This window comes from Acinetobacter sp. 797_lipA, from assembly GCF_058243025.1.
In genome coordinates, this window is the sequence record NZ_JBZAYQ010000001.1 from 2,603,479 (window position 1) to 2,627,742 (window position 24,264).

The window sequence follows — 24,264 nt, forward strand, 5'->3', positions numbered from 1 at the left end:
CCTTATGAGCGAAGCCTTCATTATCTGGCTTGTCCGCATCGGCTACCGTGGTGTGCGTCACAGCTCAGGTGACACGCATTTTTATTGTGAGGTGGTGAATAAGAACTTTCCTCGCGGTGTGGTCATTATGGCGAACAGGAAGCTAAATAAGATTGCCGTGCGCTTGTATGAAGAATTTAAGAAACATGACCCGTTTAATGAGGTGGCGTGATGTTTAGGGTTGGTCAACTTGCAGTAAATATTGATGAAGGCACAACACACCAGATTCGACACATCAAAATTCAGAATGGTGAGCAGATGTTAGGGTTTGGTAGAAAGCGGTTCGCATGGTGTTTTGCAAAATATTATAGAAAATATAAGAAGGTGGCGTGATGGCAAGATTTATAAAAGTTGAAAACACAGTAGTGAATGTTGATTTGATTTGCGCTGTGACTGAGCGTTTTGTAAGGGAGCGAATCCTAGCTCAAGGTGACGATCAGCCTTTTGATGATTATGTGAGTGTCTCAAAAGGCGTGAATGTGTTTTTTGGAACAACTCTGGAAGATAGCTTTATATCTTTTGAGAATGAAACGGTTGATAGCTTCTTAGCAAAGATTGAGGTGGCGTGATGGAAGATAACAAACTAGAGCCAGCTGAAATTGTGCGCAGTGAAATGGGGACTTGGACACATCCGGTTTATTTAAAATACATGAATGAGCATCTAGAAAACGAAGAATACGCAAGTCGTGGAGAGTGGGAAAAATTTAAAAGCCACTTTGGTGTAGACACTGTGATGTTCTGGATGGAGAGCCTTGTTAATTATGATGATTGGGAAATCATGATGGATGATTGTGATATCACCAAGTGGGACCCGATTGCACCAAACGGCTTTTTCTTAATTGATATCGATTTTAGTGAAGATGATGCCTATGCTATTTTCGCTCGAAATAAACGTGAATGCGAGGTTGCGTGATGGAAGTGCATGAAAAGCGAAAACTTTTAGAAGCGATTGATATTTTGATAAAGCGCCCTGCTCAAGCTGATGAAACAACATTAGGTAATGCAATAGGCTACTTCACAAAGCTTGTGGAAGATTTAACTCAAGGTCAAATAACCTTGCTTCCAGTGCAAAAACAGCAATTAAAAAACGCTATTGAAGAAATAGCTTAATAAATATTTCGAGCAATTATTTGCGCAATTTCAACCATAAATCAGGATTTTGCGCAGATATTTGCTCAGGAGAGTGTGATGGATATTAAAAAATTAAAAGCTGAATTTGAGAAACTTAAATATGTTGAGGAGAAGCTTGAGTATCTTAACTTTGACGAGCACTTAGATTGTTATGTTGAGAAGAGTAACGGTATGCCTGTTGGATTGGCGGCATGGGTAAATGGCGCGTTTTATGGATTCGAGCAAGCAGCCAAAGCCCAAGCGGTGCCTGAAGGGTTTGTTTTGCTACCAATTAAAGATGCTAAATTTTTTAGTCATGATGGTGATAACTACGAAGTTCACGACACTTTGGTGGAAGCAAAGTACGAAGCGGAATGTGCAATCGAGCACTATCGAGAGCGTCTTGCAGATCAATTAAGTGATCCACGATCTGATGGTAATTTTCAAGATGTTGGATATGGAGTTGTTCTCGCCAAGTCTGGATATTCAATTGATCATGTTGTTACCCAAGCCGACATAGATAAAGGTGATTACTCTTATGAAGTAGGCACTGAAATTCTATCTTTGTTCTTGATTGAAGCACAAGAGCCAGCCAATGACTGACAATGAATTAAAGCTCAAGAGAACGCAAATTGAAGCAGTCGCGGTTGTTGGTGTTATCACATTGGTTGTTTTTCTAGCTATTGCAGTGGTGGCTTTTTACTACGTAGATAAGTGGCGCATGGCGGGGTGTTTATGACTGAAATTCAACAAACAAACATTGCTGTAGCTAATTTCATCATTGGTGAGTTGCACAAGGATAAGCCTTTCAATTTGGTGTTAGATGCAGGTCAGACAAGCGCTTTATACAACATAACGAGCGAGTCACATCACTTGCACAGCGGCTTTGTTCGTAAGCTAGAAGCAACTTTAAGACATCGCGTGAACAATAGTACTGGTGTGATTCTTGAGATTAATTGCAATGCCGATTTGTATTATCACGTGCTGAGTAGCTATATCGCGAAGTATGACAAGTTTGGTGTGGTGGAGAGTTTAGGAGAGGTGTCGTGAAACTTTATGAGGCAAAACACCCCTACTACTGCGAATCTCAAAATTATTTTCAGCGAATGGATTCACCTACTGAAACTTATTTTAGATTTGATTGCTGGGAAGATTTCCATAAGGAAGCAAAGGATTGGGATGATGATTGGAATTATTTATTCAGATGGGATTGGGAGTCTGAATGGATTGATGAAGATAGCGGATATGAATCAATACCCGAACATCTCAAGCTGTACTTTTTTAGGCAGCGCAAAGGCTTCCATGTGACTATGCATATTAATGTGACTAAAGAAGATGAGCCTCGAGTCCAAGAATACTTAATTCAAAAGTCAAAAAACTTAAAGGCTACATGGTTTCCTATTTTGAATAGTGATGAAGAAATCAAAGCGGGTAAAAGATTGGAGGTGAAATGATGGGAGCATTGCAGTTTTCAACTTATGACTACTTGTTTTTAAAGCATCGCTCTGTTGTGGTGAAGTTGCTTGATATTGCGGATGAATACTACCCATCCCTAAAAAAAGCAACAGTGCATCAAATGGCGACTGAAAACAAGTTTCCATTCCCAGTGTTCAAACTGGATCAGAAAAGCCGTACAGCGCCATATTTCGTAAACTTGCGGGATTTGGCAGATGCGCTAGACAAAGAGCATCAAAGCGCATCAAAAGACTTTGCTACATTTCACCAATGATCTGTAGCAGGTCATTCAATTGCAAAATGTTTGCCCTTTTCTTCACCGACACATATCGCTCAAGGCTGCTCCATGTGTCGTGCAATGTGACTTGCTGTATTTGTGGAATAGTCAAGCCACTTTCGGCAAGTCGTGTTGCTCCCTCATGCCTTAAATCATGAAACCTAAAGTCGCTCATGCCTAGAATATGGCAGGACTGGTTAAACTCGGACGCTATGGCAACGGCAGACAGTGGTACAAGTAAATCACTATCACCAGCCATCTTCAGCATTCTCGCTCTTGTGTCATCCTGCATTAAAAGCTCAATGATTTTTTGGCAGTCTGAAAGCACATTAAAATGCTTGTGATTCCCTTTTGAGCCGTTAGGGTTTTTTAAATCTCGAACCATCCACGATTGATGATCTTTATCGTAATCGCTTAATCGAATCCTAGTTATCTCTGCTTGTCGCCTGCATGAAAAAATAGCGAATAGGACTATCAGGTGCATCGGGTATGCAGTTCGCCCGCGATTCCATTTATCAAGATAATGCAGCAATAGGTTTTTCAATTCAGCATTAGATAGTAGTCGATCTCGCTTGTCTGACTTCTTGATCTGACGAGTCTTTCTGAGTTGCAGGCAGGCATTGTTAAATTCATTCAAATTGACATTGATACGCCACATCACAGAAGCGTGGGTCAAGATGGATTTAATATTTTGAAGCTCATTCAAGATCGTTGATGGCAAGACTGGATCAAGACCTAATTTGCTATAACCTTTCTTTCGTAGAGCTACATGTTCAGAAACATGGGTAGCATTAATTTGCTCTAAATGCACTCTAGCAATAGGCAGCTTCGCAATTAAATCAAGCGACCTGTTTTTAGTGCGACCAAATTCATCACCGACTTCTTCTTTATATTTCGCAATAGCAGCAGCAATCGTCATTGACTTATTATTGATACCGAGCAAAATATCAGGATTGTCTATTATTTCTTGCTCACGCTTGTTGAGCCAGTTTGATGCAGTGCGCATGGTGCCAAAGGTTTTGCTTTCCTTGTATTCTGGCAGACCAGTACGTCTAATGCGTATTTCAGCACGATAACGAATGACACCACTAACGCTTTTGCGCTGTGTGATTGTTCCCATTTTTACGCCATTTAATGTTTTTCTCAGATGGCGTAAATTATGGCGTAATTCGATATGCTTTAATACTCGTTAATCTGTATTAATCGTTATTAATCGACTAGTGACTTATTAAATTAAAGTGCTGTAATTTATAATAAAATACATAATATATTGATAATTAAAAGGTATTTAGCATTTACATTGATGTGATGCAGGACTGGATTAATGAACATGCTTGGGGCTCAACATGGCAACGTGAAGGTGTCTTACCACGTAAATATCGCTCGTTAATTACCATTGCATTTTTGACGGCACAAAAAAGTCCAACTGAGCTGAAAGGTCACGTTCGTGGTGCGTTGAATAACGGTGCAACGGTTGAAGAAATTCAAGAAGTCCTTTTACACAGTTTGCCTTATTGCGGCGCACCTGCGACTCAAGAGGCGTTCCGCGCTGCGCTGGAAGTGATTCAGGAATATCAAAGCCATTCATAAATAGATTATGCGCCATACAAAAGCGTTTTTTGCAGTCGCATGGCGCGATTCATCTGGTTTGGCTATGCAGCATTTTTCCCTAGCCAAACCATTTCCATTAAAAGGCTTTGGTTACACTCATGCCAACGCTAAAGTTTCGACCATCGGCAGGTTCAAAGAAGCGACTATTGCTGTCATTCACAATCACTGAGCCAACATAGTTACGGTCAAACAAGTTATCGACTCGGGCATAGCTGTTTACTTTCCAGTCACGGTTTACCCATAAGTAGCCGACATTTGCAGCTACAACGGTATAACTTGGCGCAGTATCCGAATTGATATCATCGACATAAATTTTATCCATATAGCGTGCTTCTAAGCCAGCTTGAAAGCCCTGTTCAGGTTGCCATGCAATACGGGTAAACACTTGGTTTTTGGCAATTCCGGGAATCTTATTTCCTTTATTAATGGCTTTCGCATAAGGTTTCGTTGAATCCTTTGGATTCGCTATTTCTGCTGTATAACTATCAAATTCAGCATCAATATAACTAAAGCTCGATTGTATGTTGAGTTCTTTCCAAATCGTTTGTTGCCATGAAAGCTCTAAACCTTGTCGTGTGGTTTGATCTGCATTACGAAAAGTCGCACGACCATCACGTGTTCCCGCTGTCACTATATCGTTTTCTGTATCTGTCTGGAAAACAGCTAAAGTGAAGAGCCCGAATGGATTCTGCGACTTTAGACCCAGCTCATAGTTATCACTACTTGCTGCTTTTAACGCAAAATTCATACCCGATTTCGAAGGATCAGTGTTATAAGCCATTTCGGTAAAGGTTGGCGTTTCAAAGCCTTTGCCATAACTGGCATAGGCATAAATTTCAGGTAAAATTTCCCAGCCTAAAGCTACAGAAGGCAATAATTTTTGATAATCCGTTGAACCACTGTCATCACCATTTTTATCAAGGATGTAATGATCATCTGACTCATAATGTACATTGCTATAGCGTAAGCCTGTATCAAGATGCCATGTGGGTAAGAATTGCCATGAGGCTTGTACATACGGATCTAAATTCCACAGGGTATTATTTTCATTTCGGCGTAAATCACCTTTCACGCCAAATGTACCCGCATGATTATAATTGTTATAACCTTTACGGTCCTCGACCATCCGGTCTAAAGCCAGTCCTGCAACCAAAGTTGTATTCGGCAAAAGTGCTTTTCCTGTCCAGCGAAAATCTGCGCCATAGTAATCTCGGTCAAAATCAATTACTCCACCTGCATGGCGAGGATTGAGTTGTGAAGAATTCGGTATACATTTGCCTGTATTTTCATTTATTGCACACTCAGGAATCGACTGATATTGTACGACTTGTCGGTTTCCCAAATAGAACATGCTATACAACTCTTGCTGGTCATTCAGCGGTTTAGTCCACGTCAGTCCTGTTTGGGTTTGTTCAATTTCTTTACGCACATTATAAGTATTGGTACGGTCATTCACTTGTTTCGGATTAGCTTTCCACTGCTCACGACTGAGACCTTGCGGGTCGTCAGCATCAATATCGACACGGTTCATCACCCAGTTGATTTTACTGCCATCGTCTAAGTTCCATGTTAGTTTGGCATTATTTAATACTTTTTGTGCAACACTATGGTCTCGAAAACCTTCGGTATCAAAATAAGAAGAACTAATCACATAAGCAGGTTGATTGGCCTGTTCGGAACCCCCTTGTAATTGGATATTGGCTTGTTGCTTATGATGGCTGCCTGCATTGAGTCCCACTTGAATTGAGTCTTTCCCTTGTCCTTCTTTGCTCTCAGCTAAAATGGTTCCACCTGATGAGTTACCATATAAAGATGAAAATGGCCCTGTCAGTACTTCGATGTGATCTAAACTATTGAGGTCAATATTGGAACTTTGCCCTTGACCATCAGGCATGGTCGCAGGAATACCATCGACATACATCCGAATGCCACGTACGCCGAAAGTTGAACGAGCGCCAAAGCCACGCATCGAAATCTGTAAGTCTTGCGCATAGTTTTCGCGGTTATTAATTTGTAAGCCTGCAACCCCTTGTAATACTTCGGATAGGTTCACATTGGCATTGTTTTGTACTGTAGCCGCTTGGACTTTTTGAATGGATGCAGAAGTCGATAACAACTCGCTATCGGTATGTACCGCTTGGACGGTGATGACAGGAAGTTGATATTCTGTCGCTTCTGCATAAGCATGCATAGATTGTAAAATAACCGCTGTCAATAAGGCTTGTTTAAAAGGCGCAGGCATCAAATAAGTTAATCGCACAATATTTCCTTGCTTGTTATTACCATAAAAATGGGAAGCCTATCATCTCGGCAGGCTTCCCATACAATAAAACGTTTTAATCGGCTAAGCTATACGCAACCACATAATCACCATGATCAGGCGACTGACGTGCCCCACCTGCGGAAATGACCACATATTGCTTGCCTGTTTTTGGAGAAATATAGCTCATTGGTGTACCTTGGCTACCTACGGGTAAACGCGCTTTCCATAACTCTTCACCATTAGATGAATTGAAGGCGCGCAAGTAGAAGTCTTGTGTTGCAGCAAAGAACACTAAACCACCTTGCGTCGCCATTGGACCACCAATAGTTGGCATACCAATCGGCGCTTTTAAGCCCATTTTGATGCCCATTGGACCAGTATCTTCAACCGTACCTAAAGGCACCTGCCAGGCCACTTGACGGGTTTTCATATCAATCGCCGTCATGGTTCCGAAAGGTGGTTTTTGGCATGGAATGCCCAATACCGACATAAAGCGGTTTTTATTCACTTTATACGGTGTACCTTTCATTGGCACTGCGCCCATACCAGTGTTGACCTTCTCTCCGCCACTGGCTTCAAGTTTTAAGTCTTCAGGCGTTTGTTTAATCAGCTGAATCCACAGACCTAGGCGCATGTCGTTGACAAACATATAACGATGCGTTGGGTCAAATGCAATACTGCCCCAGTTCATCCCACCCAGTGATCCCGGAAAACTTAAAGATATATCAGAACCCGGTGCTGTAAAGAGACCGTCATAACGCATAGACTTAAAGTTAATGCGACACATCAACTGGTCAAATGGCGTTGCGCCCCACATGTCCGATTCAGTCAAAGTTTGATTGCCAATCTGTGGCATTTCAACTGAACGTGGCTGAGTTGCACTGTATTGCTCATCAGGGATATCTGCAGCTTTTACAGGTTGCTCAACCACTTTGGTTAAAGGCTTGCCTGTCACACGGTCAAGTACAAAGAACTGACCAGACTTGGTGCCAATGACAACAGCAGCTTTGGTTTGCCCATTTTGCATTGGAAAGTCGACCAAGCTTGGCTGCATGGGTAAATCAAAGTCCCAAAGGTCATTGTGAACAGTTTGATAAACCCACTTTTCTTTACCTGTGGTTGCATCCAAAGCCAAAACAGAAGAATTGTACTTATGATCTACAGGTTGACGGTTTCCGCCCCAAACATCGACTGACGAACTTCCCATCGGTAAAAACACCGTGTTCATTTGCAGGTCGTAGGACATTGCAGCCCAAGAGTTTGCCGAGCTACGTTTATAGATTTCACCGGCTTTGTTGCACAAACCTATCTGTAAAGGGTTTTTCAGCGATATAATTTTCAAATGAAGAAGCCTACACACAAAATCTACCGCACAACCAATTGGCCCGCATATAACCGAGCACTCATGAGTCGCGGAAATATTGCCATTTGGTTTGATCCTGCTACGCAATGGTATGCGCCATCAAAAGGCAAACAAGGGCGAAATCAAACCTACTCCGACGCAGCCATCCAATGCTGCTTAATGATTAAATCCTTATTCCGTCTGTCTTTACGTATGGTCACTGGCTTTGTGCAAAGTCTGATTAAACTTTGCGGATTAAATTGGATAGCTCCAGATTACACCACGCTTTGTAGAAGACAAAAGCATATTGATATTGTAATCAGCTACCAAAAAGTAGCGATGGACTGCATCTACTCATGGACTCTACAGGCATGAAGTTTCTAGGTGAGGGCGAATGGAAACGCAAGAAACATGGACTTGAATATCGTCGCCAATAGCGTAAATTACATATTGGTATAGATGATAAAACCCTACAAATACGAGCAGTTTAGCTTACAACCAATAATGTCAGTGATTCACAGGTGCTTGGTGATTTACTTAATCAGATTCCACAAGATGAGCGGATTGACTCTGTTTATACCGATGGAGCTTATGACACCAAGCAATGCCGTCAGGTCATTGCAGATCGGCAAGGGCATGCGGTGATTCCACCTAGAAAAAATGCGAAACCATGGAAAGATACAAAGAGTAGCTCGCTAGAGCGAAATGAATTACTTCGAACAATTAAACGTTTAGGCAGGACACTATGGAAAAAATGGTCAGGCTATCATCGGCGAAGTTTGGTTGAAACTAAGATGCATTGCATCAAATTATTAGGAGATAAACTCAGTGCAAGGAGTTTTGATAGCCAAGTGAATGAGATCCATGCACGTGTAGCAGTCCTTAACAGATTTACGGAATTAGGTCGACCACTTACCCAAGTTACGCCTTAAATTTGGCTCAATTAGGGGCGCTTTGCATTTCAAATCTTTGTGCAACAAAGCCCATCGAAAATGGCATTATTGTCCCCACAGATTGGTGGGCAATTGTGTTTAACCCATCCTTCCCCTACCGATTTGCCCATATGGCAGCAGCGGCCTTCCTCGTCTCATCACTTTTGGTGGTTGGCACCGCCGCATGGCATTTACTGAAAGGTCGTCGTGATGAGTTGGTGAAAAAGTCTTTTTCTATGGGTTTATGGATGGTACTGGTCACGTCTTGCCTACAAGTTGTGATTGGGGACAACCACGGTTTAAATACCTTAAAACATCAACCTGCAAAATTGGCAGCCATTGAGGGTCATTGGGAAACCAATCGTGATCATGGCATGCCTTTATTACTGTTCGCTTTACCGAATATGGAAACAGAGTCGAATGATTTTGAGATTGGTATTCCCAATCTGGGCAGTTTGATTCTGACGCATTCCCTAGAGGGTCAGGTCACTGGTTTAAAAGACTTCGCAGCTGAAGACCGTCCGAATGCACTGATTGTGTTTTGGAGTTTCCGAGTCATGGTCGGCTTGGGCATGTTAATGGTTTTACTCTCATTAACAGCACTGTGGCTACGTAAAAAAGGCTCTCTATACGAAAGCAGTTGGTTTCATAAATTTGCCATCATTATGGGACCTACAGGTTATATCGCGCTCCTAGCAGGTTGGGTCACTACAGAAGTTGGCCGTCAGCCTTGGGTCGTGTATGGCGTCATTCGGACTAAAGACGGTTTATCGCATACAGTCACCGCAGATCAAGTCGGCTTGAGCCTGATTATTTTTGTTCTGGTCTATACCGTCGTCTTTGGCGCGGGAATTTACTACATGCTGCGCTTGATCAAATTAGGCCCTGCTTTTTCTACGCCTTTAGATGCCGTGCAAGATACTGGTCCGGGGCATTTTAAAACCCCTTTACGTCCACTCAGTGCTGTTGAAGAATCTATCGATACCACTGATCCTTCTGCTCAAAATAGTAAGGAGAAACCACATGATTGATCTCGCTTTGGTTTGGGTCGGTATCATCGGGCTCGGGGTACTCATCTATGTGGTTATGGATGGTTTCGACTTAGGCATTGGCATTCTGTTTCCCTTTATGAACGGAACGCAAGAACGTGATGTGATGATGAATACCGTCGCGCCCGTTTGGGACGGTAATGAAACATGGATGGTCCTGGGTGGTGCTGGCTTATTCGCTGCATTTCCTTTGGTCTATTCAACCGTTTTATCGGCACTGTATTTACCCATTATCTTTATGGTGGTTGCCTTGATTTTCCGCGGCGTAGCGTTCGAGTTTCGCTTCAAAGCCACGCGCACCAAATACCTCTGGGATCTCGCGTTTATCTGGGGCTCTATCTTATCGAGCTTTTTCCAAGGCGTGATTTTAGGGGCTTATATCCAAGGTATTCAGACCACCAATGGTATTTACAGCGGTGGTGGATGGGACTGGTTCACGCCATTTACATGTTTTACCGGTCTAGGTGTCGTGGTGATGTATGCCACTTTAGGCTGTGGCTGGCTCATTTGGAAAACCGAAAAAGAGATACAGCAACGGATGTTTCATCTCATGCCTCGGCTGATTATTGCTTTACTCATTATCTTCGGTGCCGTGAGTTTATATACGCCGCTGACCCATCCTGAAATTGCACAGCGTTGGTTCTCTCTACCGAATCTATACTATTTTAGCCCAGTGCCAATTTTAGTCTTACTGTTTGTTGGCTTGATTCTATCGGCGTGCAAAAAGCAGCATGAACTAAAACCGTTTATCTATACTTTGGCTTTAGTCTTTTTGGCTTTTACTGGCTTCGTCATCAGCTTATGGCCCAATATTATTCCGCCATCGGTCACTATTTGGCAGGCCGCTGCACCTGAGTCAAGTTTAAAGTTCACCTTGGTGGGGGCTTCAATTCTCATTCCGATCATCATTGCCTATACCTTCTTGTCCTATTGGGTGTTCCGTGACAAAGTACGTATAGGGGATCAGGGTTATCATTAATTGAGGAGATAGACATGAAAAAATTTGTTGATCGACTCAGCCCACGATTATGGTTTATTTTATTGTGGTGCTTTGGCTTTATTTCTCTCGCACTGATTGCGGGTTTCTTTAAGCTGTTGCTGAGTTTTGCTTACTAAAGCCAGCCAAGCATTTTTTATGAATTAGGCACGGGACTTTCAATACATGTCCTGTGCCTTTTAATTGCAGCGAACCCATATGTATAAATCAGAAAAACTTGCGCTCAGCCTGAAACATTTGATTGAAAGTGGTTTTTGGAAAGCCAACGATAAACTGCCTTCACTACGTCAACAAGCTGAAACATCGGGTTTTAGCCTGATGACGGTGATGAATGCCTATCAAGAACTCGAAGCGCAAGGGCTGATTTATTCACAAGAAAAACTCGGTTACTTTGTGACAGGCGATGGACGCTCAGACAGCAACTCCAATAGTGTCATCCTCAACGAAAAAATTGAAATCAACTCTAAAATTTTCAGATACTTAAAATCGATCCAATCTGAACAAATGGTTCCCTTTGGCATTGCCTTTCCCAACAGCCAACTGCTCTACTCTGCCAAGCTGATGCAAACGTTGGGACAACGTGCCAAACACCGTCTTAGTTATGAACAGATGCCAAGTTTACCTCCCGGAAACTTTGAGCTACGAAAACTGATTGCGCAGCGCTACTGTATGCAAGGGATTCCAACAGACCCGTCCGATATCGTAATTACCTCGGGCGGATTAGATGCTTTAAACCTCTCCTTACAAGCTATGACCCAACCGGGTGACTACATTTTACTTCAAAAAACAATATTTTATGGCGCATGGCAAGCGGCTGAACATTTGGGCCTGAAAGTCATTAGTATTCCTGAACATGAAGAACACGGTATTGACCTTGAAGCTTTTAAAGATGCAATTGAACGTTATCCAATTAAAGTCTGTCTGCTGATGCTCAACAGTCACAACCCAATTGGTTTTACGGTCAGTGACGACATCAAATACCAACTGGCAAAGCTACTGCACGAGCGCGATATTTATTTAATTGAAGACGATGTTTATGAAGAACTTTATTTTGATCATAAAAAACCGCTGTCGATGAAATACTTTGATCAGAAAAATTTGGTTTTACACTGCTCTTCTTTTTCAAAAACTTTAGGTGCGGGTTTTCGGATTGGTTGGGTCTATGCGGGTAAATTTTCGGAGCATATTCAGCATCTACAGCTGATGAGCACGCTTTCCGTCAACTCATTTATTCAAAATGCCTTGGTCGATTATTTATCGCATCGACACTATGAAAAGCACTTAAAAACTTTGCGTAACACCTTAAAACGTCTCAAAAATCAGTATTACACTTATTTATCTGAACATTTGTCTGAAGATTATCAAATTCATTATTATCCATCGGGCTATTTTTTATGGATTACCTTGCCTGAGCAGATCAATGGCAATTTAATTTATGAGCAGCTCTTAGAGAAAAATATCAGCATTGCGCCCGGCTCATTATTTTATCAAACGGATAATATTCCACATCATATTCGGATCAATTGTTCATTTGAAATCAATGAACGTATTCAAAATGCCTTAGATGCCTTGATCCAATGTATTTATCCAGAAGCATTTGAATAAAAGTTGAATGGTTTAAATCCAGACTGATTTAAACCATCTTTTTATTTGAAGAGACTCACTGCCCATACTGCAAATATCACCATCCCAGAGATAAAATGACATGATCAGATCATGTCATTTCTCTCAAGCTAGGTATAGGATTTCTCAGCACTCATATTCTGAAAATAGGTGCGATAGATATAGACACAGCCAAGTGAAAAGCCAGCCATCAGGCCGGATGCAACAGGTAAATGCATCACACTGTCTTGTGGAAAGACAAAAACCAAAAATGGAAAGGCATATACCGCAGGAATGCGCATATCAAAGAGCTTGAGCAAAAGAAACATCAAGGGCATATATATGAGGGTGAGCAAGATCCAATCTTGAATCCACAACTGCATAAGCACGGCCATTGAAATCGACAGTGTCAACGCAGCAATCTGCTTAAGGCACATTTTCAACGAATACATCATCATATTTAATGATTCGTACACCACCACTGTAATCGGTGGAATCAGCGCCATCGCTTCAACCTTGAAAATAGCGGCGAGTGCAAAACCGATTAAGGTAATACTGGCATATACACCTATTTTTCGTCGATCAAAATTGCCTTTCTTCTCCACGCCTTGGTTCAGTTTAAAGAGCACAACACTCAACATCAGGATAAAACTGGTGGCAAAAATCGAAATCAAAAACGATATTTCATAGGCTTGGGTCACAATCGGCAAGAAACCTGTGGCCAGTGCGGGCGGTAATATATAGTTAAACATCCGCATCACGAGCAACATAGCACAGAGAACCAAAACCAGTTTGAACAAATATGAAATCGGCATCAAATTAATACAGAACCCGATTACAGCGGTCAAACTGGGTAAAATAAAAATTTTATCTGGCTGATTCAGCCACTGTTTATCTCGATAGACCCATAGCCCAACGGCCATCGCCGCCATTTCAGGCAGAATAATTTCACGATCATTCAGTCCATAGGCAGCCGCCACCATGAGTACTATAAAGACAAAGGCCGCGAGATAGCTTTTGGGGCTTAAGATTGTCTTTGCATGTGACATAGGATTCATATTCGATTCCTTATTGATTTAAAACGATATAAAGCCAAGTAAATACTTCGTCACTGCAATCAGCGATGGCGCAAATAGCACCATAATGATTCCTGAAATAATCATCGAGAGACTGGCAATGACGCCTTCCAATTCATGCCGCTGTCTTGCCCGAGCTATGCCCATAGCATGTGCGGCATTACCTAGTGCTGCGCCCGAAGCAAGATGATTTTTATATTTCATCCAAAGCAAAAGGAGATCTCCCAACAACATACCGACCAAACCTGTAATCACAGTAAATAGCGGAATCAGGCTGATAGAGCCCCCACTTTTTCGGTAAGCACCAAAGCGAAAGGAATCGAAATGGAACGCGCCAACAGGCTATTTTTAACGATGTCATCAAAATCCAATAGGCTCGCCAAAAACCAACTGCTGAAAATACCCACCAACATGGCGAGGCTAGAACTGAAGAGCAACACTTTAAAATGTTGCTGAATCATGCGGCGATAACGAAAAACAGGAATAGCAAAAGCCACCGTGATTGGGCCGAGCATGGCCACCAAATATTGGGTATAAAAGTAATAGTCTTGGAACTGATGCTGTAAAAGAAAGATCAGTACGATGCTCACGCTAGGAACAACAATAATGGGGGATAAATAGATTTTTTGTGTTCGAACAAAAAGCTGCTTTGCCATGAAATAGCACAGCACGGTCCAAACCAAGTAAAAAATTCCCCAGAATTCAGTCATACTAATCTTCCAGTTTTGATTCTTGATTTAGCACTGGCTGCTTTAACAACAACCGCACGCTATATACAGAAACCATCATCACCAAAGCGGTGCTGATTAAAATCACCAGCAAAATTTTCCAACCACTGGCAATCAATAAATCCTGATATTGAATCACGCCAACCACTGGCGGAATGAAAAACAGCAGCAGTTCAGCCAGTAACAGATCGGCACCGCGTTCAACGTGGGCTAATTTCAACCATTTCATTTCAAGTAAAAACAACAGCAGAAAAAACCCAAGTACCCCTGATGCCACAGGCAAATTCAGCAACTTTTGTAAGACATCAGCACAGCTCCAAACGGCCAAAATAATGATGATTTGGTAGCTCGCAGTGTTTAACTTCTTCAGCCGAGTTCGGTCATGCAACATCTCAATTTATGTCCGCATAAGCCCGCTCTTTAAACGGCTGGATCGAGACACGTTTGTAGGTTTCTAAAAAAGATTCATGTGCTAAACGTAGATCCAGATAAGTATTTAAAATTTCTTCGAGCACATCGGGAATATCTTCTGCAGGAAATGATGGTCCTAAAATATCACCGATGGATGCATCATGATCTGAGTTACCGCCTAAACTAATTTGGTAATATTCAGCGCCTTTTTTATCGACACCTAGAATGCCAATATTGCCGACATGGTGGTGTCCACACGCATTCATACAGCCTGAAATGTTCAGATCGACCTTGCCTAAATGATATAAAGCATCCAAATCATCAAAACGGCGAGCAATCGCCTCATACACCGGAATAGATTTGGCATTTGCCAATGAACAAAAGTCACCTCCCGGACAGCAAATCATATCGGTCAGAAAGCCAATATGCGCACGGGCCAAATTGCCACGATCCAAGACTTGCCACAGTTCAAACAGATCCTTTTGGCGTACATCGGTTAAGGCAATATTTTGCTCATGCGTGGTTCGCAGCTCACCAAAGGTATATTGGTCAGCCAAATCTGCAATTAAACGCATTTCATCGGAAGTCATATCCCCCGGAGCCACACCCGCCCGTTTTAAGCTGATTGTGACTATGCGGTAGCCCGCGACTTTATGTGCATGGGTATTGATATTGAACCAGTGTTTAAACTTCGGATACTGTTGGAACAACGCCTCAAAATTTTCTGCATCTAAAGGTTCATAGGCAAACGGTCGAAATACTGCATCCATTTGCGCTAAAACACTAGGCTGAACTTTGAGCAGTGTTTGAGTATGTGCAAACTCAGCTTCAACTTTTTCCGCAAAGCCCGCTGGAGTGAGGGCTTTCACTAAAATTTTAATACGCGCTTTGTATTTATTATCACGGCGACCATGCAAGTTATATACGCGCATGATGGCATCTAAATAGGCAATTAAATCTTCACGGGCTAAAAATGGCTTAATGACATGTCCCGCTAAAGGGGTGCGTCCAAGACCGCCGCCGACTTTAATTTGATAGCCCAATTCTCCTGCTTCATTTTCTACCAAATAGACCCCAACATCATGAAAAGTCTTGGCAGCACGATCTTGTTCTGGGTGTGCACAAACCGCAATTTTAAATTTACGTGGAAGGAATGAAAACTCAGGATGGAAGGTACTCCACTGGCGAATCAGTTCACAGGTGGGACGCGGGTCTGTGAGCTCCTCTTCAACGACACCTGCATACTGGTCTGTCGTGGTGTTTCGAATACAGTTGCCACTGGTCTGAATAGAATGCATGTGTACCGTAGCGAGTTCCTGCAAAATATCAGGGACATCTTCTAGCTGCGGCCAATTCAATTGAATATTTTGACGTGTTGAAATATGCGCATAACCACGGTCATACTTCTGCGCAACCTCAGCCACCTTGCGCAATTGCTCAGAGTTCATTAAGCCATAAGGCACTGCCAAACGTAGCATGGGAGCATAGCGTTGAACATATAAACCATTTTGTAAGCGTAAGGGACGATATTCTTCTTCAGTCAGTTTTCCCTCTAAATAACGCTGGGTTTGGTCGCGAAACTGTGCGACACGTTCATTTAATAAATTTTGATCAAAGTCTGTATATAAAAACATGGGGATGACCTAGGTATATGCATCAATATGAAAGAAAAGCTGTTTTGAATAGCGCATCAAAAATGCAAATTAGGCGAAAAAAGTCGCCTGCTTTCGGGACACACCATGTTGTAAACAGGTCTGCATATACTCGGCATAGACCGATAACTTTTCATAAATATGCTCCGCATAGAACATATCTTCAACCAGCTGGATCGCTTGCTGCTGGTTATAACTGCCATAACTCAACAATAACTGCGCATTCAATGTGGCGAATTTTTCACATAAATCGATATATTGCTGATCTTTGTTTTTAAAGAACAATTTCCGCATATTCCATTCACTACTGTCGATGATGGCATCATGCGCATGGGTAGAAATATAGTTAATTTTGACTTTAAAAAACTGTTCCAGCTCTGCAAGTTTTTGTGTATTGAGCACTAATGATGTCACCAAAAAAATCTGAGAGACATCGGTTCGACATAGTGCTTTGATCAATGAAAAATAGAAAAAATCGACATCATTCAATACGCTATCACTCAAATCTAAATAAACATTGAGAGCCTCAAGCACATCATCTATTTTTAGGTTTTGTTTTTGCTCTGCTTGATAGTAACGATTGAGGATATTGAGTACGGTCGGCGTTGCGGGACTGCTATAAATCACAGGATGGTTTAAATTTGCCAAGATAAAAGGCGCAAATAAAAATGCGACCTCGGCATGTTCTGCTTGAATGGCAGATTGCACAATATACTGAACTTTAGCGCTTGAAAAATCACGTAAGACTTTAGCACGCAGCAAAGTTGCTTCTAAGTTTAAATACTGCTGCGCAAGTAGATGTTGCAGTTGATCTGAAAGACCCTGCCCCTCAACCAATTCAGAAATTGTATTCAGTTGCTGTGTTATAAACATTACGCCACCATCAAGATTGTGATCCCTTCTTGAGTCAAATTTTCAGCTATTTTGGTGTGAATGAGTAGCTACAGTAAGGCTTGAAAAAACTATAACAGCGTGCCTCCTTCTCAAGTTTTATAGGTGCAAAACCATCAAAATTAGAAAAATAAATTCGTTATATAAATAGGAGCCCAATTCCATCATGGCGTTATTTTGAGTGCCTAAAAATTCAGAAACGACTTTTCTCTTTTCCTATTTCAAGCAGCCCCTTTAGCCATTGAATATAAGGTGGAATATAGAAAAGAGAATAAAAGTTATGGCTGACAAGACACCTCTAAAGTTGTTTTGATACGCTCTAATACAACGGTAGTTTTAAACCATTGCACATTCACATTATGATGAAAAAGCTGATCACATAAGGCTTGAAATCGACTCATACTTGGCACCAAGAGTACCAACATAAAATCCGCCTCGCCTGTTACGTAATAGCACTGCTGTACTTCTGGAATTGAAAAACTTGCTTTCAACTCGTCAAGGTCAGTCACGTGGGTTTGATTGACGCGAACCTCGACAAAAATTGTAATCACTTGTCCCAATTTGTCGGGATCAAGCACCGCGGTATTGCCAATAATATAGCCACTGTCTCTTAATTTTTGGATGCGACGTTGTACCGAGGCAGTTGATAAATGCACTAAATCGGCCAACTCTCGGAGTGGCGTTAAGCAATCTTTTTGCAGATGCTCCAATAAAGCGAAATCAAATTTATCCAATTGCATGAGCAGCTTCCTGCGAGAAATTTTCTCATTCAAACGGCTTTGTTGCACAAACATTCAAAAGCTAAACTTCTTCCAAGTTATCTAAATTTAAGTGGCAACTTGGGTGTGAGGTCGACCTAAATCTGTAAATTTATTTAATACGGCCACACGTGCATGAATCTCATTGACTTGGCTTTGAAAGTTTCTCGCACGGAGTTTATCGCCTAATAATTTGATGCAATGCATCTTGGTTTCTATCAGACTTCTGCGATGATAGCCTGACCAATTTTTCCATATTGTTCTTCCTAAACGTTTAACTGTTCGAAGTAATTCATTTCGCTCTAGCGAGCTGGTCTTTGTATCTTTCCAAGGTTTCGCATTTTTTCTTGGCGGAATCACCGCATGTGCTTGTCGGTCTGCAATTACTTGACGGCATTGCTTGGTGTCATAAGCCCCATCAGTATAGACAGAGTCAATCTGCTCATCTTGTGGAATCTGATCGAGTAAATCACCAAGCACTTGTGAATCACTCACATTATTTGTAGTGAGTTGAATAGCGCGTATTTGAAGGGTTTCAGCATCTATACCAATATGAAGTTTACGCCATTGGCGACGATATTCAGGTTGGTGTTTCTTACGCTTCCATTCACCTTCGCCTAGAAACTTTAAGCCAGTAGAATCGACGAGTAGCTGGAGACCATTACTGCTTTTTTGATAGTTAATTGCAATATCAATATGCTTTTGTCTTCTGCAGATGGTGGAATAGTCTGGTGCTGTCCAATCTAATCTACAAAGATGAATGAGACTTTGCACAAAGCCAGTGACCATGCGTAAAGAAAGACGAAATAAGGATTTGATCATTAAACAGCATTGGATGGCTGTATCTGAATAAGTTTGATTTCGACCATGTTTACCTTTGGGTTGAGCGTACCATTGCGTCTTGGGATCAAACCAAATTGAGAGATTTCCTCGATTTATTAATGCACTGTTATAAGAAGACCAATTGGTTGTACGATAGATTTTAGGTGTGGGCTTATTCATTTGAGAATTATATTGTGGAATAAGCCTTTAGAGATAGGTTTGTGCAACAGAGCCCTTAAATAATGGTAATTCCTTATCTTTAAAATAGAGAACGCCCGATGAAATTCATTAGGCGTTTAATTTAAATAAGTGTCAGCTTATTTTATAACTAGATGTACTTGACAATCACGATTCTTTTTCTAAATTGCCTTTAAAAAATCAATCTTGCTATTTTTGTCCTTTCACACCATTTTGTTCAATTTGTACTGCGGCTTGCCAGCTAGGTAGTTGGCTTAAACCTGCTACATAACGTTGGATATGCGGATAATTTTCACCTTGTCCCATATGATAAACTAAAGCATGTAGTCCAAAGCCCATCATAAAGTCAGCACCGGTTAAACGGTCTGCCACTAGAAATTCTTTATCTTTTAAATATTCATTTAAATGGCCAAATACTTTATCGAACTCAACTTGAGTATAATTTTCTAGAAATACCAACTTCGTGCCCTGCTTGGTTTCTATCGTATTAAACGTTTTTAACAAAAATGGCAGCATGGCAGAGCTTTCTGAGAAATGAATCCACTGTAGATAATCGACATAAGTAGATTCATCCATATCTGGTGCTAAATGCGGCGCAAGTTTCTGAATTAATAACTCAACGATTGCGCCTGACTCTGCAATAACTTTGCCATCCCATTCCAATACTGGAGATTTCCCTAAAGGATGGATGGTTTTTAAAGATTCAGGGGCCAAATGCGTGCTTGAGTCACGATAATAGCGTTTCAGCTCATAGGGCTGCTTGATTTCTTCAAGTAACCACAAAATGCGAAAAGAACGTGATTGATCTAAATGATGTAGTTTAATCATGATAATTCCTATTTTTTTAAATTTTTACAACCACTTTGCCAAAGTTTTCGCCTTTCAACATACCATTGAAAGCATTGATCGTGTTATCTAAACCTTGCACCATATGCTCTTTATATTTGATTTTTCCGTCTTTCAACCATTCAGACATTTGCTGATAGAATTCCGGATACTGACTGCCATAATCATCAAAAATAATAAAGCCTTGCATGCGAATACGCTTTTTTAAAAGGGTGGAAATAAAGCCTGGTAAACGGTCTAGCCCTTGTGCTTGCTCGGTAGCGTTATACTGGGAAACCACACCACACACCGGTACACGTGCCGCAGAGTTAAGCAATGGCCATACCGCATCAAACACTTTACCCCCTACATTCTCATAATAAATATCAATACCGTTCGGAACTGCTTGTTGTAATTGTTCTGCAAAATTTTTATCATGATGATTGATACAAGCGTCGAAGCCGAGTTCTTCTACTGCATAACGACATTTTTCAGGCCCACCTGCGACGCCAACCACGCGACAACCTTTAAGTTTGCCAATCTGTCCAACCGTAGCACCAACAGGTCCCGTTGCAGCTGCAACGACTAAAGTTTCACCGGCTTTAGGCTGACCAATGTCCAACAACCCCATATAAGCAGTAAATCCTGGCATTCCCAAAATACCCAATGCCCAAGATGGATGTTCAGGTTGCATACCTAAGCTTTGACATGCAGTCCCATTAGAAATTGCGTAGCCCTGCCAGCCATTTCCTGAAAGAACCCACTCGCCTTCTTTGAATTTTGGGTTTTTAGAGGCCACTACTTGACTGACTGTTCCACCGACCATCACTTCGCCAATTTCAACCGGTGCTGCATATGAAGGAGCATCGCTCATGCGACCACGCATATAAGGATCGAGTGACAAGTAAATGGTTTTTAACAATATCTCGCCTTGTTTAAGTTCATTGAGCTCAACTTGCTCAATACGAAAATCGCTGTGTTTTGGCTCACCCACTGGCCGTTTAGCTAAAACGATGCGTTGATTAATAACTGTTCTCACACATATAACTCCATGTTTTATTTAAAAGTATTTCTCTTCACAATCAAAAATTATGATTAAAATTTCTTTACATCCATTGTAGATGAGTTATAATAAAAAACAATACGACTGGTCTATTTTTTTACAATAGAGTAAATAATTAATATGAAGCCTACTCCTATTAAAAAGTCTGAAGCGAAGCGCTTACACATTCTTAACACCAGTTCAGACCTGATTTTGCATAAAGGTTTTACCGGTGTAGGATTACAGGAAATTTTACAGAGCTGTGAGATCCCCAAAGGCTCGTTTTATCATTATTTCCAATCCAAGGAAGCTTTCGGATGTGAATTGGTACAGCATTATGTAGATAATTATCAAGTCCGTTTAAATGATGTATGGCGTAGCGATAAATCCCCTTATCAAAAGCTGATTGAGTATTTTAATTTATGGATAGAAGATCCTGAAACACAGTGTGGTTGGGCGGATAGCTGTTTAATTGTGAAACTTGCCGCAGAAGTTGCCGATCTATCTGAAGATATGCGCTCCATTATGTCCGCTGGCGTCGATGATGTAATCGAACGTATTGCTGGTTTAATTGATTTGGGTAAACAGGATCAGTCTATCCAAGCAGATACTGAGGCCTCGACGTTGGCACAAGTACTTTACCAAATGTGGTTAGGTGCAGCATTACTGAGTAAGTTGCAAAAAGATAAAACACCATTACATCAAGCTCTGAGAGCAACTAAATTTCTATTAAAAAGTGAAGATTCATAAAAATTAAATTAAATATCAATTACATAATTAATGATAGCAGCCCAATGATTACTTATTAATGTGTTGCTATTAGATCAATTTACAATCCATGAGTATAGCGCACAATGAATTCTCCTTCTAAAGCCCTCATGACTCGTATTTTAGTTGGTTATTTAGGCTTATATCCCACACTATTACTGGTTCTCACTTTATTAAAGCCAATTACACAGCATCAAAGTTTCCCGATGATGGTGTTGATTGAAGTCATAGTATTAGTGCCAGTAACGCAACTGATTTCTTTCCCACTGGCAGGTTGGCTCATTACACAGCTAAAAAATTTTAAGAATTTGTTTTAAGAAGAAATTGTGCTGGCAACAGCAATCCTAAGTCCTTATTTTGCCAACCACAAAGGTTGGCAAAATAACTCACTTAGTCGAGATTAATCTGCGTAAGCTGGATAATCAATATAGCCTTTTTCCGTCCCACCATACATAGTACTTGCATCTACTGCATTCAATGGCCAACCATTGGCGATGCGATCGGGTAAATCTGGATTCGCAATAAATGGGCGTCCAAATGCAATTAAATCGGCCAGCCCTGCCTCTAAAATTCGAGTCCCTCTTTCTGCCGTATATCGACCTGCATAAATAATCCGACCACTGAAAGTGTCTCTGACATCTTTACGAAAATCATGAGGAAGTTCTGGTGCATTATCCCAATCAGCTTCTGCAATCGATAAATAGGCAATCCCCACTTCTTCAAGTATCTTTATAGCCTCAATATAAGTCACATGTGGATCATCTTCAACTAACCCCATGTAAACACGATCTTCCTCTGTACTTTCAAATAGCGGGGCAAAACGCACTCCTAAACGATCTGCACCAACCACCTCAGCAACTGCCTCTACTACTTCACGTAAAAAACGCAAACGATTGTTTAGTGATCCACCATATTCATCTTCACGGTGGTTACTATGTGCAGAGATAAATTGATTTACCAAATAACCATTTGCACAATGAATTTCAACCCCATCAAAACCAGCAGCCAATGCATTACGCGCTGCTTGAGCATAGAGTTGCACTAATTCTTTAACTTCTGCATTGCTTAAAGCACGTGGCATTGAAGGATCAGCCAAGGCCCCTGCATTGGGCCCGGTTTCAATAAAGACTTTAACATTACTATCAGCCCTAATAGCCGAGGGCGCGACCGGTGATGCATGATCGGGTTGCAAAGATGTATGTGAAACACGCCCAACATGCCAAAGTTGTGCAAAAATAATGCCTTCTTTAGCATGCACTGCTTCCGTCACTTTACGCCATCCAGTAATCTGTTCAGGGCTGTAAATACCGGGAGTCCAAGCATAGCCTTGACCACGTGGCTCGATTTGCGTACCTTCGGTGACCATAAATCCTGCCCCGGTACGCTGTTGATAATAGGTTGCCATCAGTTCATTTGGAATATTCCCTGGCTGAGTACTGCGCGACCGCGTTAATGGTGGCAATACAATACGGTTTTGCAAAACATACGGGCCTAAGCTCAGGTTTTGAAAAAATTTGCTGGCTTTCATTTCATTGTATCCAAGTCATCATGACTAAATTGATCTAAATTAAAAAAATACCCTTCCTTCCTGTATATAGAAAAATAAAGGAAGTAAAGCTATTCACTCAGGCCCTTCACCATTAAATGAGGGTTATTTTGCTTATTGCGCCAGTTGCTCAGAGTCAGAAGTTTTATTCACTGCTAAGCACCACAACAGGCACTCGCTACTCTTTATTTCAACAATTGAAGTAATGCTGTAGCGGTTGCAGCAGAAGAGGCTGGATTTTGTCCAGTAACCAGCAAGCCATCTACTTGAACATATACTTGCCAATCATCCACTTTAGAATAATGACCACCGTTTTGTTTAAGCATGTCTTCGACTAAAAATGGTACAATTTCAGTCAAACCTACAGCGGCCTCCTCAGTATTGGTGAAACCAGTCACTAATTTACCGCTAACTAAAGGCGCTCCATTACTCGTTTTCACATGACGAAGAACACCCGGGGCATGACACACTGCTGCAACAGGTTTGCCAGACTGAATCGCCTGTTCAATCAGAGAAATTGAAATCGGATCTTCTGCTAAATCCCACAATGGGCCATGCCCGCCTGGATAAAACACTGCATCATAATCAGCTACAGAAATTTCGCTAAGTTTATGCGTCTGTGTTAATGCTTGCATTGCAGTTGGATCTGCTTCAAAACGATGAGTGGTTTCAGTTTGAGCATCGGCTAAATTACTTTTCGGATCTAGTGGTGGCTGCCCACCTTGAGGCGACGCCAGCGTAACTTCAGCACCAGAGTCAATAAAGGTGTAATAGGGTGCAGCAAGTTCTTCTAGCCAGAAACCTGTTTTCTTACCAGTATTGCCAAGTTGATTATGTGAGGTTAAAACGATTAAAATTTTCATGTTATTT

The 24,264-nt window shown here is 41.4% G+C and carries 26 protein-coding genes and 5 pseudogenes; 17 read left to right on the forward strand and 14 right to left on the reverse strand.

Going from position 1 to position 24,264, the window contains the following annotated elements:
• The first annotated feature begins 4 nt into the window (after nt 1-4).
• The 9 genes from AC4CU2_RS12935 (at nt 5) to AC4CU2_RS12975 (ending at nt 2,878) form a co-directional block, all read left to right on the forward strand.
• Nucleotides 5-211: a hypothetical protein gene (locus AC4CU2_RS12935; RefSeq protein ID WP_490768955.1), complete on the forward strand. Its 207-nt coding sequence runs from the start codon at nt 5-7 to the stop codon at nt 209-211.
• A gap of 160 nt (nt 212-371) precedes the next feature.
• Nucleotides 372-608: a hypothetical protein gene (locus AC4CU2_RS12940; RefSeq protein WP_004695861.1), complete on the forward strand. Its 237-nt coding sequence runs from the start codon at nt 372-374 to the stop codon at nt 606-608.
• The gene (locus AC4CU2_RS12945; RefSeq protein WP_490768956.1) at nt 608-952 is read left to right on the forward strand and encodes a hypothetical protein; all 345 of its coding nucleotides are present in this window, start codon (nt 608-610) and stop codon (nt 950-952) included. The genes AC4CU2_RS12940 and AC4CU2_RS12945 overlap by 1 nt, the downstream gene beginning before the upstream one ends.
• A complete protein-coding gene (locus tag AC4CU2_RS12950; RefSeq protein WP_104852049.1) occupies nt 952-1,149 on the forward strand; it encodes a hypothetical protein in 198 nt (65 codons plus the stop codon). The genes AC4CU2_RS12945 and AC4CU2_RS12950 overlap by 1 nt, the downstream gene beginning before the upstream one ends.
• A gap of 78 nt (nt 1,150-1,227) precedes the next feature.
• Nucleotides 1,228-1,752, forward strand: a complete 525-nt coding sequence (locus tag AC4CU2_RS12955; protein ID WP_490768957.1) for a hypothetical protein — start codon at nt 1,228-1,230, stop codon at nt 1,750-1,752.
• Nucleotides 1,745-1,888: a hypothetical protein gene (locus AC4CU2_RS12960; RefSeq protein ID WP_419271824.1), complete on the forward strand. Its 144-nt coding sequence runs from the start codon at nt 1,745-1,747 to the stop codon at nt 1,886-1,888. Before AC4CU2_RS12955 ends, AC4CU2_RS12960 begins: the two co-directional genes overlap by 8 nt.
• On the forward strand, nt 1,885-2,199 hold the full coding sequence (locus tag AC4CU2_RS12965) for a hypothetical protein (protein ID WP_490768958.1): 315 nt from the start codon (nt 1,885-1,887) through the stop codon (nt 2,197-2,199). The genes AC4CU2_RS12960 and AC4CU2_RS12965 overlap by 4 nt, the downstream gene beginning before the upstream one ends.
• On the forward strand, nt 2,196-2,603 hold the full coding sequence (locus tag AC4CU2_RS12970) for a hypothetical protein (protein ID WP_490768959.1): 408 nt from the start codon (nt 2,196-2,198) through the stop codon (nt 2,601-2,603). Before AC4CU2_RS12965 ends, AC4CU2_RS12970 begins: the two co-directional genes overlap by 4 nt.
• Entirely contained in the window at nt 2,600-2,878 is a 279-nt protein-coding gene (locus AC4CU2_RS12975; protein ID WP_490768960.1) for a pyocin activator PrtN family protein, read from the forward strand. Before AC4CU2_RS12970 ends, AC4CU2_RS12975 begins: the two co-directional genes overlap by 4 nt.
• Here AC4CU2_RS12975 and AC4CU2_RS12980 read toward each other — a convergent pair.
• Nucleotides 2,862-4,001 carry a tyrosine-type recombinase/integrase gene (locus AC4CU2_RS12980; protein WP_490768961.1) on the reverse strand — a complete coding sequence of 380 codons (1,140 nt, stop codon included), beginning with the start codon at nt 3,999-4,001 and terminating at the stop codon, nt 2,862-2,864. The genes AC4CU2_RS12975 and AC4CU2_RS12980 overlap by 17 nt on opposite strands.
• Nucleotides 4,002-4,189: 188 nt before the next feature.
• On the opposite strand from AC4CU2_RS12980, the pseudogene AC4CU2_RS12985 reads away from it, so the two are divergent.
• Nucleotides 4,190-4,471 (forward strand): annotated as a pseudogene (locus AC4CU2_RS12985) (carboxymuconolactone decarboxylase family protein); the annotation flags it as partial.
• Nucleotides 4,472-4,568: 97 nt separating this feature from the next.
• Here AC4CU2_RS12985 and AC4CU2_RS12990 read toward each other — a convergent pair.
• Nucleotides 4,569-6,734, reverse strand: coding sequence for a TonB-dependent receptor (locus AC4CU2_RS12990; RefSeq protein ID WP_279044128.1), 2,166 nt, complete (start codon nt 6,732-6,734; stop codon nt 4,569-4,571).
• A gap of 94 nt (nt 6,735-6,828) precedes the next feature.
• Nucleotides 6,829-8,049, reverse strand: a pseudogene (locus AC4CU2_RS12995) (outer membrane protein assembly factor BamB family protein); the annotation flags it as partial.
• Between the two features lie 48 nt (nt 8,050-8,097).
• On the opposite strand from AC4CU2_RS12995, the pseudogene AC4CU2_RS13000 reads away from it, so the two are divergent.
• From AC4CU2_RS13000 to AC4CU2_RS13020, 5 genes and pseudogenes are all read left to right on the forward strand, one after another.
• Nucleotides 8,098-9,029: pseudogene (locus AC4CU2_RS13000) on the forward strand (IS5 family transposase).
• 53 nt (nt 9,030-9,082) lie between these two features.
• A pseudogene (locus tag AC4CU2_RS13005) lies at nt 9,083-10,060 on the forward strand (cytochrome ubiquinol oxidase subunit I); the annotation flags it as partial.
• Nucleotides 10,053-11,057: a cytochrome d ubiquinol oxidase subunit II gene (gene cydB, locus AC4CU2_RS13010; protein WP_279045301.1), complete on the forward strand. Its 1,005-nt coding sequence runs from the start codon at nt 10,053-10,055 to the stop codon at nt 11,055-11,057. The pseudogene AC4CU2_RS13005 and the gene cydB, both read left to right, overlap by 8 nt.
• A 14-nt stretch (nt 11,058-11,071) precedes the next feature.
• Nucleotides 11,072-11,194 carry a hypothetical protein gene (locus AC4CU2_RS13015; protein WP_004694789.1) on the forward strand — a complete coding sequence of 41 codons (123 nt, stop codon included), beginning with the start codon at nt 11,072-11,074 and terminating at the stop codon, nt 11,192-11,194.
• 79 nt (nt 11,195-11,273) lie between these two features.
• A complete protein-coding gene (locus AC4CU2_RS13020; RefSeq protein ID WP_279045300.1) occupies nt 11,274-12,680 on the forward strand; it encodes an aminotransferase-like domain-containing protein in 1,407 nt (468 codons plus the stop codon).
• Nucleotides 12,681-12,808: 128 nt separating this feature from the next.
• Here AC4CU2_RS13020 and AC4CU2_RS13025 read toward each other — a convergent pair whose 3' ends face one another.
• The 9 genes and pseudogenes from AC4CU2_RS13025 to AC4CU2_RS13065 form a co-directional block, all read right to left on the reverse strand.
• Complete coding sequence (locus AC4CU2_RS13025; protein ID WP_279045299.1) at nt 12,809-13,735, reverse strand: HPP family protein; 927 nt, start codon at nt 13,733-13,735, stop codon at nt 12,809-12,811.
• 18 nt (nt 13,736-13,753) lie between these two features.
• Nucleotides 13,754-14,463, reverse strand: a pseudogene (locus AC4CU2_RS13030) (LrgB family protein).
• Between the two features lies 1 nt (nt 14,464).
• Nucleotides 14,465-14,872 (reverse strand): CidA/LrgA family protein, encoded by a 408-nt coding sequence (locus AC4CU2_RS13035; protein ID WP_005400044.1) that lies wholly within the window; start codon nt 14,870-14,872, stop codon nt 14,465-14,467.
• Between the two features lies 1 nt (nt 14,873).
• Nucleotides 14,874-16,526 carry a nitrite/sulfite reductase gene (locus tag AC4CU2_RS13040; protein WP_279045297.1) on the reverse strand — a complete coding sequence of 551 codons (1,653 nt, stop codon included), beginning with the start codon at nt 16,524-16,526 and terminating at the stop codon, nt 14,874-14,876.
• A 69-nt stretch (nt 16,527-16,595) separates the two neighbouring features.
• Complete coding sequence (locus tag AC4CU2_RS13045; protein ID WP_010326135.1) at nt 16,596-17,417, reverse strand: hypothetical protein; 822 nt, start codon at nt 17,415-17,417, stop codon at nt 16,596-16,598.
• Nucleotides 17,418-17,713: 296 nt separating this feature from the next.
• On the reverse strand, nt 17,714-18,175 hold the full coding sequence (locus AC4CU2_RS13050; protein ID WP_029574962.1) for an Lrp/AsnC family transcriptional regulator: 462 nt from the start codon (nt 18,173-18,175) through the stop codon (nt 17,714-17,716).
• Between the two features lie 87 nt (nt 18,176-18,262).
• Nucleotides 18,263-19,195, reverse strand: coding sequence for an IS5-like element ISAha1 family transposase (locus AC4CU2_RS13055; RefSeq protein ID WP_004637176.1), 933 nt, complete (start codon nt 19,193-19,195; stop codon nt 18,263-18,265).
• A gap of 207 nt (nt 19,196-19,402) precedes the next feature.
• Complete coding sequence (locus AC4CU2_RS13060) at nt 19,403-20,041, reverse strand: glutathione S-transferase (RefSeq protein ID WP_279045386.1); 639 nt, start codon at nt 20,039-20,041, stop codon at nt 19,403-19,405.
• A 16-nt stretch (nt 20,042-20,057) separates the two neighbouring features.
• On the reverse strand, nt 20,058-21,077 hold the full coding sequence (locus tag AC4CU2_RS13065) for an NADPH-dependent curcumin/dihydrocurcumin reductase (RefSeq protein WP_279045384.1): 1,020 nt from the start codon (nt 21,075-21,077) through the stop codon (nt 20,058-20,060).
• A gap of 144 nt (nt 21,078-21,221) precedes the next feature.
• Here AC4CU2_RS13065 and AC4CU2_RS13070 point away from each other — a divergent pair, with 144 nt between their 5' ends.
• Together AC4CU2_RS13070 and AC4CU2_RS13075 are read left to right on the forward strand one after the other, a co-directional pair.
• A complete protein-coding gene (locus AC4CU2_RS13070; protein ID WP_114837648.1) occupies nt 21,222-21,830 on the forward strand; it encodes a TetR/AcrR family transcriptional regulator in 609 nt (202 codons plus the stop codon).
• 104 nt (nt 21,831-21,934) lie between these two features.
• Nucleotides 21,935-22,165, forward strand: coding sequence for a hypothetical protein (locus AC4CU2_RS13075; RefSeq protein ID WP_001087973.1), 231 nt, complete (start codon nt 21,935-21,937; stop codon nt 22,163-22,165).
• Nucleotides 22,166-22,248: 83 nt separating this feature from the next.
• On the opposite strand, the gene AC4CU2_RS13080 is transcribed toward AC4CU2_RS13075, so the two are convergent.
• Nucleotides 22,249-23,376 carry an alkene reductase gene (locus AC4CU2_RS13080; RefSeq protein WP_279045381.1) on the reverse strand — a complete coding sequence of 376 codons (1,128 nt, stop codon included), beginning with the start codon at nt 23,374-23,376 and terminating at the stop codon, nt 22,249-22,251.
• A gap of 203 nt (nt 23,377-23,579) precedes the next feature.
• Nucleotides 23,580-24,257, reverse strand: coding sequence for a type 1 glutamine amidotransferase domain-containing protein (locus tag AC4CU2_RS13085; protein WP_279045379.1), 678 nt, complete (start codon nt 24,255-24,257; stop codon nt 23,580-23,582).
• Nucleotides 24,258-24,264 lie beyond the last annotated feature (7 nt).